This window comes from Acinetobacter sp. WCHAc060042 (genome assembly GCF_003231195.1).
In the GTDB taxonomy this organism is placed as follows: Bacteria; Pseudomonadota; Gammaproteobacteria; order Pseudomonadales; family Moraxellaceae; genus Acinetobacter.
In genome coordinates, this window is the sequence record NZ_QKVN01000025.1 from 1 (window position 1) to 15,661 (window position 15,661).

Here is a 15,661-nt window from a genome sequence, read left to right on the forward strand (position 1 = left end):
CCTTCGGGTGTTTTTTTATTTAAGAAATAATCTCTGTCTCAAAAAGCTAAAGTACAACCGATCAGCAGCACAATTTGAATATGATCTTCTCATTCATTTTTAATGGTTGTATTAAATTTATCACTGTTGCAATTCAACATATTAGCGACTGATTTATCGTGCAGACAGAACACATCGAATAAAAACGATATACAAAACCCTGCTTATATCGTATTATTTCGATATACACCGCAAATTTGAGAAGCCGAATGCGCACATTGTCCGAAACTCAATTTTCTATTTTAGAATTAGCTCCTGTCCGCGAAGATCAAACTGTACAACTCACCCTACAGCATAGCTTAAAATTGGCCCAACAAGCTGAACGTTTAGGCTATAGCCGACTTTGGCTTGCAGAACATCATAATATGGATGGTATTGCCAGCTCTGCTACTGCGGTGCTACTCGGCTATTTACTCGCGAATACCTCAACTTTAAAAGTCGGCTCAGGTGGCATTATGCTCCCAAACCATGCGCCACTTGTGGTAGCAGAACAATTCGGTACACTTGCTACACTCTACCCGCATCGTGTTGAGTTAGGTTTAGGTCGCGCACCCGGTACAGACCAAGTCACCATGCGCGCATTACGTCGTGGTCGTCAAGAAACTGAAGAACAATTCCCACAAGATGTCTTAGAAATTCTGCATTACTTTAAAGATGCTGAGCCGAATCAACGTATTGTTGCAACGCCGGGACAAGGGACTCATGTGCCAGTATGGTTACTCGGTTCAAGTTTATTTAGCGCACAACTCGCAGCAAAACTCGGTCTTCCCTACTCATTCGCATCACACTTTGCACCGCGTATGCTGAAACAAGCGATTCAGCTCTATCGTGAAAATTTCCAACCTTCTGAATACTTATCGAAACCTTATGTGTCGATGGGTGTCCCTACGGTCGTTGCTGAAACTGATGCTGAAGCGGAGTTCTTGGCAACTAGTGCCTATCAACGTGTTTTAGGTCTGATGCGCGGTCAAAGCTTAAAGTTAAAAGCACCGATTTCCAGCATGGATGGCCTTTGGTCAGCTGCGGAAAAAATGTCCGTAGACAGTTTCTATGCTATGGCACAAATTGGTTCCAATGGCACCGTAAAAGAAGGCTTGAAACAACTTCTTTTAGAATATGATGTCGATGAATTTATTTTCACTTGTGACATCTATGATACAGAGAAACGTTTAGAAAACTTTGAACGTTTAATGCAGATCAAAAATAGCTAAGCGGACGTGAACCTATTTGCCCAATGACTGTTCTATCGACATTCATTGGGCAAAATGAACACGAAACCTTTCCATCTCTGTCCATCCTTAAAAGCATAATCAAAATATGTTATCGCCTTAGACTAAAGTTAACGTGACTGCTCAGACAGTTAATCATTTTGCCTTTTTAGAGTAAAAACACTAAAAATAAAAGATTAAGGAAAAACTAAAAAAACAATTAAGGATCGAGCATGGTTAATTTACATCCAACAGATAGCCTATCGGGTTTATTTCAAAACCATCCCGAATATTTTCAGCATTTCAGAGGTCAACTGATTGCATCATCAGACATTAAACAGCATGATTTTAACCAACAACGTGTTGCGATTATTGGCACCAATCAGCACACGGTAAGTGGACTTGAGTCAATCTGCCAGGTGGCACAATCTGTTCGTGTTTTTCAAAATGAACCTCACTTCATTTTACCCAAAACAGAACGCGGGGTTCAGCGCTTAATCCAGCATCCATTAGTCATTAAAAACCGCCGATTATTTAGTACCCGTATTAAATGCCTATTGGCTTTACGTTTTTTAGAAACCCAAGTTGCTGACCCGTGGCTCAGACACCAACTTAAGCCTAATACTGCTGCCAATAAACTCAAATTCTTTAAGTCCGATTTCTACTACCATGCTTTACAGCGTGAAAACTGTAAATTGGTGACTTGGCCAATTGTGAAAATTCGAGAACATGATATCCAGAGTCTTGATGGTGCAGAACATCCAGTTGATTTGATTATTACCACCTATACACACTAGACATCACGTGGGTAAGCATTTTAGCTTGCCCTCTTTAATTCACTACACCCTGATATTGAAAAGCTGACTTTCCACGTGCATAGCGCAAATACTGACCTGTTGGCTGACTATTTTGATTCAGTAATTTGATATCAACATACTTTAAATCTTTCGAAACCCGAATATACGAACCCTGACGCGCTTCATCATAATGACAGTCATAATCCACTTCTATCGAACTCAACTGCTTCTTATTTTTCGTCTGAAAAATTGGGGCTGGTGTCAAAGCTTGAGCATGCATTCTAAAGGCTTGAATTTGATATAGACCGTGGCAACTATCCCCTTTGTAATAGCTTTGCACGAAGTAAATCGGTTGCGTCCCCATTTTCACTTGATCAATATTTAAAATATAGCCCGTATTGATCGCTTGAAGCTTGCTAGACGGTCTCGATTTCATCTGTACATAGGATGAAAATTCACCCATAGTACCACCACCGCCCACATCAAAGGTATAGAATTTAAGCAGTCGATCAGGTGAGCTATTAATCTTTAGTCTAAGATTTTCAGTTAATTTGGGGAAAGAATAAGCATAGCTTGCAGTATTTTTCTGGATTAAATCGACAATATCCTGTTCGATTTTCTGATTGACTTCATAAAAATCCAGTGTCGCATATTTTAAAATAATCGCTTGTTCGGACTGCTGAATGGATATATTTTCCGCATAAAGTGTCATATTAAAAGAACTGAACAAAATAAGGCTAAAAATGCATTTTGATATTATTTTCATATAATCTGATCTATATTTTTCTATTTATAGCGAAATTAATAAACAGTATAAAGCATCACCACGATGACCCTTTATACTGTCATCTCGATATCAACCAATGCGACGTTTTAGACCCGTCATTTGGAGTACACGAGTAGAAATTTCCTCAATTGACATTTCAGAGACATTTAAATATTTAATCCCCTCAGAAATATAGATCCCTTCAATAGCGCGTAGTTCCATTTGACATTGACTAAAGCTTGCATAGCGACTATTCGCCTTACGTTCAGAGCGAATGGCAACCAAACGTTCAGCATCAATCATTAAACCAAACAGCTTATGCTTATGCGCTCGAAGTACTGCAGGTAAGCGGTTATCATCTAAGTCTTCTTCAGTCAGTGGGTAATTAGCAACACGAATTCCAAACTGTAATGACAAGTAAATCGAGGTCGGTGTTTTCCCCGAACGTGAAACCCCAATCAAAATCAAATCGGCCTTGTCATAGTGACGTGTACGTGCGCCATCATCGTTATCTAAGGCAAAATGCACCGCATCAATACGCGCTTTATAAGACTCAGAATCAGTCACAGCATGGGTCTGTCCGACTAAAGTTGTAGGTGGAGTGCCTAACTCTTCAGACAACTTACTTATAAGCCCCTCAAATACATCAAGATTTACTGCATTTGCAGTATTGATAATATCCCGCACATACGGGTCAACCAATGTGTCAAACACCAATGGTTTTTGACCATCGTGTAATGCTCTTTGATTAATCTCAGCTACAACATTGGTCGCAGCTTCTTCTGAACTAATATAAGGAATAATATGAATGTCAAAGTCAACATTTGGAAACTGCGCCAATAGAGAGTGCCCAAGGGTTTCTGCGGTAATTGCAGTACCATCTGAAATAAAAAAAACACTCCGCTTAAACTGTTTACTTTCTGACATTAAAATTCTCCTTAAACATTTGTCTTAGTGCTATATAATCTTTATAGTAAACCGATCTTACATGACTGTCGCTTAGTAAAATCAAAAAGCTAAGTAGATTTGTTATAATCTGATGCCAAGATAGTGATTAAATACTGCAAAAGTGGAGTAACAACTTTGGAAGCGCGCGTAATTGGTCTAGAAAAATTAGGGAAACACGACGTTGAACTCGTAGGTGGGAAAAACTCATCTCTAGGTGAAATGATCAGCCACCTATCAAATGCAGGTGTATCTGTACCAGGTGGCTTTGCTACTACAGCTCAGGCATATCGTGAATTTCTCGAGCAAAGCGGCCTAAACGCTAAAATCAATGCAGAGCTAAAAACACTCAATGTTGATGATGTAAATGCTTTGGCTGAAACAGGTGCTAAAATTCGCCAATGGATTGTTGACACTCCACTTACAACAGAACTAGAAAAAGAAGTTCGTAAAGCATTTGAAGAACTTTCAAACGGCAACCCTGACATCGCGGTTGCCGTTCGTTCTTCTGCAACAGCAGAAGATTTACCAGATGCGTCTTTCGCAGGCCAACAAGAAACTTTCTTAAACATTCGCGGTATCGACAACGTTTTGATCGCGATCAAAGAAGTGTTTGCATCACTATATAACGACCGTGCAATCTCTTATCGCGTACACCAAAACTTTGCGCATGATGTGGTGGCTTTATCTGCTGGCATTCAACGTATGGTCCGTTCTGAAACGGGTGCAGCGGGTGTAATGTTCACTCTTGATACTGAATCTGGTTTCCGTGATGTCGTCTTCATCACTGCATCTTATGGTTTGGGTGAAATGGTTGTTCAAGGTGCTGTCAACCCTGACGAATTCTACCTCTCTAAACCACTTTTAAATGCAGGCAAACACGCTGTATTACGTCGTAATTTGGGTTCTAAACACCAAAAAATGATTTATGGCGAAGAAGCATCTGCGGGTAAATCAGTTGTTGTGGTTGATGTTGAAAAGCAAGAGCGTCAACAATTTGCATTGAACGACCACGAACTTCAAGAACTTGCAAAACAAGCGCTCATCATTGAAAACCATTACGGTTCTCCAATGGACATCGAATGGGCAAAAGATGGTGATGACGGTCAAATTTATATCGTTCAAGCACGCCCTGAAACAGTGAAGAGCCGTGAAAACGTCGGCACAATGGAACGCTACCTTTTGAAACAAAAAGGTACAGTAATTTGTGAAGGTCGTTCAATTGGTCAACGTATCGGTTCTGGTAAAGTACGTATTGTTACGTCTATTAAAGAAATGGACAAAGTACAAGACGGTGACGTTCTTGTATCAGACATGACAGACCCAGACTGGGAACCAGTAATGAAACGTGCGGCTGCGATTGTCACTAACCGTGGTGGTCGTACTTGTCACGCTGCAATTATTGCGCGTGAACTGGGTGTTCCAGCAATCGTGGGTTGTGGTAATGCAACTGAAGTTCTAGTAGACGGTCAAGAAGTAACTGTTTCATGCGCTGAAGGTGATACAGGTTTCATCTATGAAGGTTCACTAGACTTCGAGATTCAAACCAATTCAATTGAATCTATGCCAGCACTTCCATTCAAAGTAATGATGAACGTTGGTAACCCTGACCGTGCATTTGACTTTGCACAAATTCCAAATGAAGGGATTGGTCTTGCGCGTCTTGAGTTCATCATTAACCGTATGATCGGTGTCCACCCTAAAGCATTGTTGAACATTGACAGCTTGCCACGTGAAACACGTGCTGCGGTCATGGCGCGTACTGCGGGTTATGCATCGCCAATCGAATTCTATGTTGAAAAACTAGTTGAAGGTATTTCTACCCTTGCTGCCGCATTCGCAGACAAGCCTGTGATTGTTCGTATGTCTGACTTTAAGTCAAATGAATATGCAAACTTGATCGGTGGTAAATTATACGAGCCTGAAGAAGAAAACCCAATGTTGGGCTTCCGTGGTGCAAGCCGTTATGTGTCTGACAACTTCCGTGACTGCTTCGAGTTAGAATGTCGCGCGTTGAAAAAAGCACGTGACGAAATGGGCTTAACCAACATTCAAATCATGATTCCTTTCGTCCGTACTGTACACGAAGCAAAACGTGTCATCGAATTATTGGCTTTAAATGGTTTGAAACGTGGTGAAAATGGTCTGAAAGTAATCATGATGTGTGAGTTACCAACGAACGCATTATTGGCTGAACAGTTCCTTGAACACTTTGACGGCTTCTCTATCGGCTCAAACGACTTAACCCAGTTAACACTCGGTCTAGATCGTGACTCTGGTATCGTATCTCACCTATTTGATGAACGTGATCCAGCTGTTAAAGCGCTTCTATCTATGGCAATTCATGCATGCCGCAAAGCAGGTAAATATGTGGGTATCTGTGGCCAAGGTCCTTCAGATCACCCAGATCTTGCTCAATGGCTCATGGAACAAGGCATCGAATCTGTATCACTAAATCCTGACTCAGTATTAGACACATGGTTCTTCCTTGCAGCAGAAAAAGCTCAAAAATCTTAATTTTTTGATGCGATAAAAAAGACCCTTTCACGGGTCTTTTTTTATGCCGACTACTTTTAGGTGTCGTCATTAAAATAAGCCCCTTTATACAAAGCTTCAGCTAAATTCAGCATTCATATATCAACATCTTGATTTAGCAAAGATCGTATTGCGATAAAACTAGAAGAAGCGGCTCATTCCTTGCTACACTGTCATAAGTTTTGTGTATCTTTGGTTAATTTCATCTTGAATTTTCCCAGACTATCCACAAGTTTTAACATAAGATTTTTTTATTTGTTTTTAATTTGAAAACAAATACATCTATTATTTTGACATCCCAATTTATATTTTGAGATTAAGTTTATATGCAGATTTACTTGGCACGAAATAATCAACAAGCCGGTCCATATACCTTAGAGCAACTGAATCAGATGCTCGCAAGCCAACAAGTTTTATTGACGGATTTAGTTTGGCATCAAGGTATGCCTGAATGGAAAGCTTTAGGTGAACTCACCCAAGGAAAACTGGCCTATGAACCTGCAGGCTATCAAGCTCAGCCTCCTATTCCTGAACCAGTACAGCTGACAAACCAATTCGCACAGCAGAACCGTACGACTGCAAAAGCGGTTCAACCTGAACTTGCCTCTATTGGTACTCGTGTTTTGGCGAAAATTATTGATTTATTATTATGGTTACCTGCAGCTGCCATTCCCTCATTTTTCTTGCAAGCCGATCAGTTCGGTGAACTCACCGAAATTCAGCAGAAAATGCAAGCAGCTACAACGGCAACTCAAGCCAGTGAACTGCAAGCGCAACTATTTCAATTGATTCCCACTGAAGCTTGGACAAGCATGGGGATTTACTTGCTGATCATGCTTGGTATTCAAGCCTTTTTCTTGGCAAAAAACGGTCAAAGTATTGGCAAAAAAATCACCAAAATTAAAATTGTAGATATTGAAACCAACGAAAAAGTTAGTTTAATGCGTGTATTCACATTACGCAGTGTTGTCTTTATTGTGCTCAACATGCTATTTATGCCATTCATCACGATCGTCGATCACGTCTTTGGTTTAAGCGCAAAGCGTCAAACTTTGCACGATAAGCTGGCTAAAACCAAGGTTATTAAGCAATAATTTGGGCATATTCGGACTGAGGTTTAGCACACATCTATTTTCCGCAGTATATTGATATTCAATATAAATATCTAAGGAAAAACACCCAATTCCGAGTAAAAAAATCGGTTTTTATAACAGTCATTTAAAGCATCTTTACGTATAGCTTAGTTTGTCGATATGAGGCATAATGCCCTACAACGTAGCGGTGTCTTATGATTGAGAAGTGTTTTTAGTCTTAAAAAGAAACTTTTCAATCATGCGACACTTTAATCGCTATCCCAATTTTATTAGGGAATGGGACTCTTCACCGAGGTTGTAAAATGAGACAAACGATTTTAGCTGTATTGTCTTTATCTACGATTGCCGCGCTCTTGACTGGGTGTGGCGGTGATATGGTACTTCTAAACTCGAAAGGTCCAGTTGCACAAGGTCAATCTGACTTAATGATGACTGCGATCTATTTAATGCTGTTGGTGGTTATTCCATCAATCATTATGGCATTATGGTTTGGTTGGAAATATCGCGCGTCGAATAAAGATGCAGACTATAAACCTACATGGGCACACTCTACTACAATTGAAATTGTAGTTTGGGGTATTCCTGTCATTATTATTGGTATTCTGGCGTGGTTAACTTGGTGGGGTTCACACAAGTATGACCCTTACCGCCCTATCGAATCCGATAAAGCACCTGTAAATGTTCAAGTCATTGCAGAACAGTTTAAATGGATCTTCATTTATCCTGATCTTAATATTGCTACGGTTAACGAAATTCGTTTCCCTGAAAAGACTCCAATTGCACTTAAATTAACTTCTAACTTTACGATGAACTCATTCTTCATCCCTTCGTTAGGCGGTCAAATTTATGCAATGGCAGGTATGCAGACTCACTTGAATTTGTTAGCAGATGGAACTAGCCCAGCTGAAGGCTACCGCGGTTTCTCTTCAAACTATTCAGGTTATGGCTTCTCGCAAATGCGCTTCCGTGCTCACTCTTTAACAGACGCTCAATTCGCTGAATGGGTTGCTGCTATTAAAGCAGGTAACGGTACAAGCATTAATCCAAAAGCTGTACAAAAAACAATTTTAGATCAGTCTGAATTTGCATCTTTACGTGACGGTAACCGTGGTAAGCATCAAATTGAAGCTTTAATTGCAAAAGCAAAAACTCCTGAAGAGAAGGCTGTTGCTGAAGCAATGAAGCCTTACCCAACTAAGCCACATCCAGTGACTTACTACTCTTCTGTAGAGCAAGGCTTGTTTGAATCAGTGATCAACAAATACATGAGCAACTATCACGGTGCTGATCATTCAGCAACTGCGGGTGCTCACGGGGCTGCTGCTTCTGAAGCACATGCCGCAGTTGAACCTGCTTCATCAGTTGTAGGGGAATAAGACATGAGCTTCTTAGGTAAGTTAGGTCCGGACGCTATTCCGTATGATCCAATTGTACTGGTAACAGTTGCAATGATGATCTTAGGTGGCATCGCAGTTGTTGCTGGTGTTACCTATTTTAAAAAATGGAGCTACTTGTGGAACGAATGGTTCACATCGGTAGACCATAAAAAAATTGGTATTATGTATCTAATTGTATCAATCATCATGCTTGTGCGTGGTTTTGCTGATGCATTTATGATGCGTTTACAACTTTTCCTCGCTCGTGGTGGCGGTGAAGGTTATTTACACCCAGAACACTACGATCAGATCTTCACCGCTCACGGTGTTATCATGATCTTCTTCGTAGCAATGGGTCTTGTTGTAGGCTTAATGAACATCTCTGTACCTCTTCAAATTGGTGCACGTGACGTTGCCTTCCCATTATTGAACTCACTCAGCTTCTGGTTATTTGCTGGTGCTGTTGGTTTGATGATGGCATCTCTTGCAATTGGTGAATTCGCTGCTACAGGTTGGATGGCATACCCTCCTCTTTCAGGTATCGAATACTCTCCAGGTGTGGGTGTGGATTACTATATCTGGGCACTTCAGATTTCCGGTTTAGGTACGCTCTTAACAGGTGTTAACTTCTTCGTTACCATCATTAAAATGCGTGCGCCTGGTATGTCGCTTATGGACATGCCGATCTTTACTTGGACATCTTTGTGTACAGCAGTATTGATCATTGCGTCATTCCCAGTGTTAACAGCAACCATTGCAATGTTAACGCTTGACCGTTACTTCGGTTTCCACTTCTTTACAAACGACATGGGTGGTAGCCCAATGTTGTACGTAAACTTGATTTGGACATGGGGTCACCCAGAAGTTTACATCTTAGTATTACCAGCATTTGGTATTTACTCAGAAGTTGTAGCGACGTTCTCTCGTAAAACGTTGTTCGGTTACAAATCAATGGTGTATGCAACTATCGCGATCACAGTACTTGCGTTCGTGGTATGGGTTCACCACTTCTTTACTATGGGTGCTGGTGCCAACGTGAACGCGTTCTTTGGTATCATGACCATGGTGATTGCGATTCCTACTGGTGTGAAGATCTTCTCTTGGTTATTCACCATGTATAAGGGTCGTATCAGCTTCACAACACCAATGCTATGGACACTTGGCTTCCTTGTGACTTTCGGTATCGGTGGTTTAACAGGTGTATTAATGGCAGTTCCACCAGCGGACTTCTTGGTACATAACTCGTTATTCCTTATCGCTCACTTCCATAACGTAATTATTGGTGGTGTAGTATTCGCAATGTTCGCAGGTATCATTTTCTACTGGCCAAAAATGTTTGGTTGGAAGCTCAATGAAGCTTGGGGTAAAGCTGCGTTCTGGTTCTGGTTCTTTGGTTTCTATTTTGCGTTCATGCCGCTTTATATCCTTGGTTTCATGGGTATGACTCGTCGTTTGAACACTTATGACAACCCAGAATGGGACCCGTACATCGCTATTGCATTCTTCGGTTCAATTTTAGTCGCGCTTGGTATTGCATGTTTCATTATGCAAATTGTTGTTGGTTTCCTACAACGCAACGACCATCTCGACCTTACAGGCGATCCATGGGATTCTCGTACGCTTGAATGGGCGACTTCGTCTCCTGCTCCGTTCTATAACTTTGCTCATGTTCCAAAGATCAATGGTATTGATACCTTCTGGAATGACAAAGAAAACGGTGTGGCTTATGCGAAACCAACGTCGTACGAAGACATCCACATGCCAACGAATCGTGCTGCCGGCTTTGTTATTGCAATGTTCATTACTGTGATGGGCTTTGGCTTAATCTGGCATATCTGGTGGTTGGTTGCTGTGACTTTCATCGCTGCTATTATCAGCTTCATCACTTCTTCATTCACGAAGAAGGTGGACTACTATGTTCCTGCTGCTGAAGTTGAGCGTATTGAGAATGAACGTTACGCGATTCTTGAAAAACACTTGAAGAAGGACTAAGACAATGGCTGACGTACTTCATCACGAAAACCACGGACACGATGAGCATCATCACCACGATGATACGGATATCACCGTCTTTGGTTTTTGGACTTATTTGATGAGTGACTTGATCTTATTCGGTACACTCTTCATTGCATTCGCTGTATTAAGTAGCCATGTACCTATGGGTACACCAAGTGCAAAAGAACTATTTGGTGAGTCTTTAGGTTTCGTTTTAACTGAAACTTTTGCTCTCTTGATCTCTTCTGTGACTTTTGGTTTTGCGGTTCTTGCTGCATACAAAAAGAACGTCAACCAAGTGTTAGCTTGGTTAGCGATCACTTGGTTATTCGGTGCTTCATTCATCGGTATGGAACTATATGAGTTTCATCACTTAGTTCATGCTGGCCATGGTCCAAGCGTGAGTGCGTTCTTATCGTCGTTCTTTACTTTAGTAGGTACGCACGGTATTCACGTAACTTCTGGCTTAGTCTGGATGATCGTGTTAATGGTTCAAATCAAGAAAAATGGTTTGACTCTTCCAAACACGCGCCGCCTTGCTTGCCTAAGCTTGTTCTGGCACTTCCTTGACATCGTTTGGATCTGTGTATTCAGCGTAGTTTACTTGATGGGAGTTCTATAATGAGTCACGATCATAACTCTGCTGGTGCTTCACACGGTAACACGAAGCAATATACGATTGGTTTCATCCTTTCAGTTATCCTCACCGTAATTCCATTCGGTATGGTTATGACTGGCGGTTTTGGCCGTGGTATTTTGATGACTGTTATTGCAATTACAGCGGTTGCTCAGGTTCTTGTTCAATTAGTTTACTTCTTGCACATGAACTCATCTTCAGAGCAACGTTGGAACGTGATTGCATTTATCTATACAGTACTTTGTATTGCCGTACTTCTGGTTGGCTCTGTATGGATTATGAACTACTTACACTACAACATGATGATCTAAACTGGTTGTCATGCTGAAAAAGTATTTATTCCTGACTAAACCAGGAATTCTCTTTGGTAACTTCGTTACCACTCTGGGCGGCTTCTTTTTAGCCGCTCAGGGGTCTGTAGATTTCCTTCTTCTTATCATCACACTACTTGGTACAACATTAGTTGTTGCTTCTGGCTGTGTCGTCAATAACGTCATTGATCAAGATATTGATCAAAAGATGGAACGGACGATGAACCGTGCATTAGTTAAAAAAACCATCAGTCCTTCCGTTGCTCTAGCATTTTCTGCTGCACTCGGAATATTGGGCTTTGCCCTACTCTGGTTCTTTGTAAATGCCTATGCCTTTGGCTTTGCTGTACTTGGTTTCGTGGTTTATGTGATTTTTTATAGTCTATGGAGCAAACGTACATCTATTCACCAAACCGTGATTGGAAGTATTTCTGGTGCTAGTCCACCAGTGATCGGTTATACAGCTGTGACCAATGAATTTGATGTTGCCGCATTACTAATTTTCTTAGCATATGCACTTTGGCAAATGCCTCATTCATGGGGAATTGCGGTATACCGCTTTAATGACTATAAAAATGCAGGCATTCCAATTTTACCTGTCGCACGTTCAATTTTTCGTACAAAAGTTGAAAGCTTGATTTATGTCTTGCTGTTTGCTGCGGTGTTAAATGGTTTGTATTGTTTTGGCTATACCAATGTGTTTTTCCTCATCACTTTTAATGCACTTTGTGCTTATTGGGTGTATTTATCACTGATTGGTTTTAAAGCCGAAGATGATCAATTATGGGCGAAACGCTATTTCTTATATTCAGTGATTTTAATTACCGCATTAAGTTTTAGTTTTAGTTTTAGCTACGTCTCACCTGCTCCACATTTGCCACTGTTTTAAAAAAGATAGAGTTCTCTCTATCTTTTTTTATTTCAACTTATTTAATATTTAAGTCTAATCTTTAAATTGTTACTATAGCAGGCACAACAATAACTCATGCACTGCAATCAAAATGCCATCACAATTCCTAAAAAAATCTATTTTTATTGGTTTGTTTCCTATCAGTCTTGCTTATAGCACGCACAGTTTTTCTGGTTTTGATGTTTCTTGCTACCCATCGACCAACATCCAAACCAATGCCTATACAGCCTGTGACAATTTACCAGCACTCACGCCTGCTAATGACAACCAAACCAATATGCTTCTACTCCTGAGCGACATGGGGTTGGCCAAATTGAATTTTAATCAGCCAAATAGCCCGCTTTGGGAAACCGAATATAGCAACGTACCATTTGCGGCTAAAACACTGTTTGAAAGTGTAACCAATAAACGCCCCAATGCTCGCTTAAAACCAAGTAATGAAAAGACACCCTACCAAGAACATTGCTCTAGTTTAGACAATGGTTCGGATCAATTTACACAGCAGGTACAAGCCGACAAAAATCTCAGCAAAGCGGAAAAAGATTTACTGATTCAAGAAAGACAAAATATCTCGGCCTGTAACCGTGATCTAGCCCTCATTCAAGTTAATCCGAACTGGTCAATTCAAGCACGTCAATATGCGTCTTATTTAAATGCAACCATTGCCTTTTACAATAGTAACTTTTCCATAGCAACTAAAATTTACTCAGTATTAACTACGGTTGATCATCCTTGGATCCAAGAAACCTCTCAATATATGTTGATTCGTAGTAGCCTCAATGAAAGCTACCAATCTGGAGTTGGTAAATATGGTGACTTAAAAATAGATAAAGTAGATCAGACTTTACTCAAAAACACCTATGAGCATATCACTACATATTTCAAGCGTTTTCCCAATGGAAAATATGCAGCCAGCACACGTGGTTTGCTGCGTCGTTGTTATTGGCTAAGTGGCAATACCGAACTCTTAACCAACGAACTCGCATGGCAAATCAATCATCCAGAGTCGAAATACTATAATTTAGAACTCGATAATCTAGTTTTCGAAATGGATCGCCATGTTTTTCAAAGCCGCTCATTCAATGCAAAAAATTTAAAAGATCCCTTCTTTCTAGCCATTTCAGATTTAATGCAAATGCGTCAGGCAACATCGGCAGAAGCTAAAATCTTGAGCTGGTCTGAACTCAACAACCAAAAAACACGATTTAAGAGTCAGCCAGAACTGTTCCAATACCTACAAGCCAATCACTTATTCTTTGTACAGAACAAGCCAGCCGAAGCTTTAAAATATTTGCCAGAACACTCCTCAAATTCAACCAATAGTTACCTGCAACTCAGTCAAATACTGTTAAAAGGTCGTATTTTAGAAAAACTCGGACAAACTCAAAATGCCCAGCAATATTGGGAAAATTGGTTAGACCGAGCTAAAACAATCGAACAGCGTGGTTTATTTGAGCTGATGTTGTATCCACATTATGCCCAACAGCAAAATGCCAGCGCTTTTATCAGCGCAGATGCTAAAATCAAACAAGCTTCATTGCAAAAAAGCTTTATTGAAAATGAAGCCAATGAAAAAAGCTTAATGCACATCATTCAGACTAAAACATCAAGTACTGACCAAAAAAATTTAGCCTTGTATAAAGCTTTGCAAAAATCATTAATTCATCAAAACTATAAGCTGTTTAATCAAGGCTTTGTACTGCTACCACAAGACGCAGCAAAGTATAAATATGATTCGGAAACATATACGAACTATAAAAATCAGCCACCCTTCAGTGATTTCATTTGGACAGGAACAAAAATCACTGCGCAGATTCAATGCCCTGACTTATTCAACCTGACTCAAAAACTGGAAAATTCACCTCAAGATTTAAAACTCCAACTGTGTCTGGGTGAATATGCACGCTCGCCTCAAGGCTACAACATCACTTATGTCACCGCTTTAGAAAAAGAAACCGCTCGCTTCCAAGGTACAATTTTTACCCGTGGCCAAGTGTATAAAGACATTATCAAATCCAGTTCTATACCCGATTTAAAAGCTTATGCACTTTATCGCTCAATCATGTGTTATTCACCAAGCGGAATGAATGACTGTCAGGATGCAGAAGTTGCTAAATCCACCCGTAAACAATGGTTTGATCAAATGAAACAAGACTATCCAAATACCTCTTGGGCACAATCTTTAAAGTATTACTGGTAAGATTCATGATAAAGCAGTTTTTTTCATTTGGCCTAATGTTGATCTGTATGTTGGGCATCATGGCTTGTCAACCAAGTCAGTCAGCTTCAACATTAACATCTGGTCAAGTAAATGCCGAAGACTATGATTCATTTTGGGTTTGGGGCAACATTTCATCAGCCCCTTATCTCAAAACAGCCAAAGAAATTTATGTATTACAGGGTGAAGTTCGTCTACATCCGCAAACTCATCATTCACACCTCATTCCACAAGGGGTGCAGGTTTTAAATATTCCTCAACAAAAGGTGTGGCTGGTTTTTCGTAATTATCATTTAAACTGGCAAGGCCATGAGCTTACACAAATTTTAAAACGCGTTCAGCAATGGGAAAATGCAGGGAATCATATTCAAGGCATACAAATTGATTTCGATGCCAAAACCAAACACATTCACCAATATGCCCTATTTTTAAGCCAATTAAGAAAACAATTGCCTCAGCACTATCAACTCAGTATCACAGGTTTAATGGACTGGACCAATGTCACAAATCAGGAGACGTTAAAGCTCCTCAATAACACCATCAATGAGTTGGTTATTCAAACTTATCAAGGCTCAACGACCATACCCAATTATGCATCTTATCTAAAGAAAGTTTCAGCACTGAAACTTCCTTATAAAATTGGCATCGTTCAACACGGTGAGTGGCGAAGCCCGCCAAAGCTTGCGAATGATACAAACTTTAAAGGTTATGTGGTCTTCCTTTTACGCTCAAAACCTCAAAATAATTAGGGCTTTTTAAGAGAAGTCCTTGAATTTGGCGAGCAAAGTCTCTAAAATTCCCCCTTCGCATCTAATGCGACACAACCTTGG

At 40.3% G+C, this 15,661-nt stretch carries 13 protein-coding genes; 11 read left to right on the plus strand and 2 right to left on the minus strand.

Annotation, left to right across the window (positions count from 1 at the left end):
* Positions 1-248: 248 nt before the first annotated feature.
* Both DPG01_RS11785 and DPG01_RS11790 read left to right on the plus strand, forming a co-directional pair.
* The gene (locus tag DPG01_RS11785; protein ID WP_110975224.1) at positions 249-1,250 is read left to right on the plus strand and encodes an LLM class flavin-dependent oxidoreductase; all 1,002 of its coding nucleotides are present in this window, start codon (positions 249-251) and stop codon (positions 1,248-1,250) included.
* A gap of 230 nt (positions 1,251-1,480) precedes the next feature.
* A complete protein-coding gene (locus DPG01_RS11790) occupies positions 1,481-2,044 on the plus strand; it encodes a flavoprotein (protein WP_110975225.1) in 564 nt (187 codons plus the stop codon).
* A gap of 34 nt (positions 2,045-2,078) precedes the next feature.
* Here the strand turns inward: DPG01_RS11790 and DPG01_RS11795 are convergent, their stop codons facing one another.
* On the minus strand, positions 2,079-2,756 hold the full coding sequence (locus DPG01_RS11795; protein WP_228157000.1) for a hypothetical protein: 678 nt from the start codon (positions 2,754-2,756) through the stop codon (positions 2,079-2,081).
* A gap of 144 nt (positions 2,757-2,900) precedes the next feature.
* A complete protein-coding gene (locus DPG01_RS11800; protein WP_110975227.1) occupies positions 2,901-3,737 on the minus strand; it encodes a pyruvate, water dikinase regulatory protein in 837 nt (278 codons plus the stop codon).
* Between the two features lie 156 nt (positions 3,738-3,893).
* On the opposite strand from DPG01_RS11800, the gene ppsA reads away from it, so the two are divergent.
* From ppsA to DPG01_RS11845, 9 genes are all read left to right on the plus strand, one after another.
* The gene (gene ppsA / locus DPG01_RS11805; RefSeq protein WP_110975228.1) at positions 3,894-6,272 is read left to right on the plus strand and encodes a phosphoenolpyruvate synthase; all 2,379 of its coding nucleotides are present in this window, start codon (positions 3,894-3,896) and stop codon (positions 6,270-6,272) included.
* Positions 6,273-6,616: 344 nt separating this feature from the next.
* The gene (locus DPG01_RS11810) at positions 6,617-7,384 is read left to right on the plus strand and encodes an RDD family protein (RefSeq protein WP_110975229.1); all 768 of its coding nucleotides are present in this window, start codon (positions 6,617-6,619) and stop codon (positions 7,382-7,384) included.
* Between the two features lie 302 nt (positions 7,385-7,686).
* Positions 7,687-8,760: a ubiquinol oxidase subunit II gene (gene cyoA / locus DPG01_RS11815; protein WP_110975230.1), complete on the plus strand. Its 1,074-nt coding sequence runs from the start codon at positions 7,687-7,689 to the stop codon at positions 8,758-8,760.
* A gap of 3 nt (positions 8,761-8,763) precedes the next feature.
* Positions 8,764-10,752, plus strand: a complete 1,989-nt coding sequence (cyoB, locus tag DPG01_RS11820) for a cytochrome o ubiquinol oxidase subunit I (RefSeq protein WP_086207731.1) — start codon at positions 8,764-8,766, stop codon at positions 10,750-10,752.
* Positions 10,753-10,756: 4 nt separating this feature from the next.
* Positions 10,757-11,377, plus strand: a complete 621-nt coding sequence (gene cyoC / locus DPG01_RS11825; RefSeq protein WP_110975231.1) for a cytochrome o ubiquinol oxidase subunit III — start codon at positions 10,757-10,759, stop codon at positions 11,375-11,377.
* Positions 11,374-11,703, plus strand: a complete 330-nt coding sequence (locus DPG01_RS11830; protein ID WP_171327408.1) for a cytochrome o ubiquinol oxidase subunit IV — start codon at positions 11,374-11,376, stop codon at positions 11,701-11,703. Before cyoC ends, DPG01_RS11830 begins: the two co-directional genes overlap by 4 nt.
* A gap of 10 nt (positions 11,704-11,713) precedes the next feature.
* A complete protein-coding gene (gene cyoE / locus DPG01_RS11835) occupies positions 11,714-12,592 on the plus strand; it encodes a heme o synthase (protein ID WP_086207734.1) in 879 nt (292 codons plus the stop codon).
* A gap of 112 nt (positions 12,593-12,704) precedes the next feature.
* Complete coding sequence (locus DPG01_RS11840) at positions 12,705-14,813, plus strand: hypothetical protein (RefSeq protein ID WP_110975233.1); 2,109 nt, start codon at positions 12,705-12,707, stop codon at positions 14,811-14,813.
* A 5-nt stretch (positions 14,814-14,818) separates the two neighbouring features.
* Positions 14,819-15,580, plus strand: a complete 762-nt coding sequence (locus tag DPG01_RS11845) for a DUF3142 domain-containing protein (protein ID WP_110975234.1) — start codon at positions 14,819-14,821, stop codon at positions 15,578-15,580.
* The last annotated feature ends 81 nt before the right edge of the window (positions 15,581-15,661 follow it).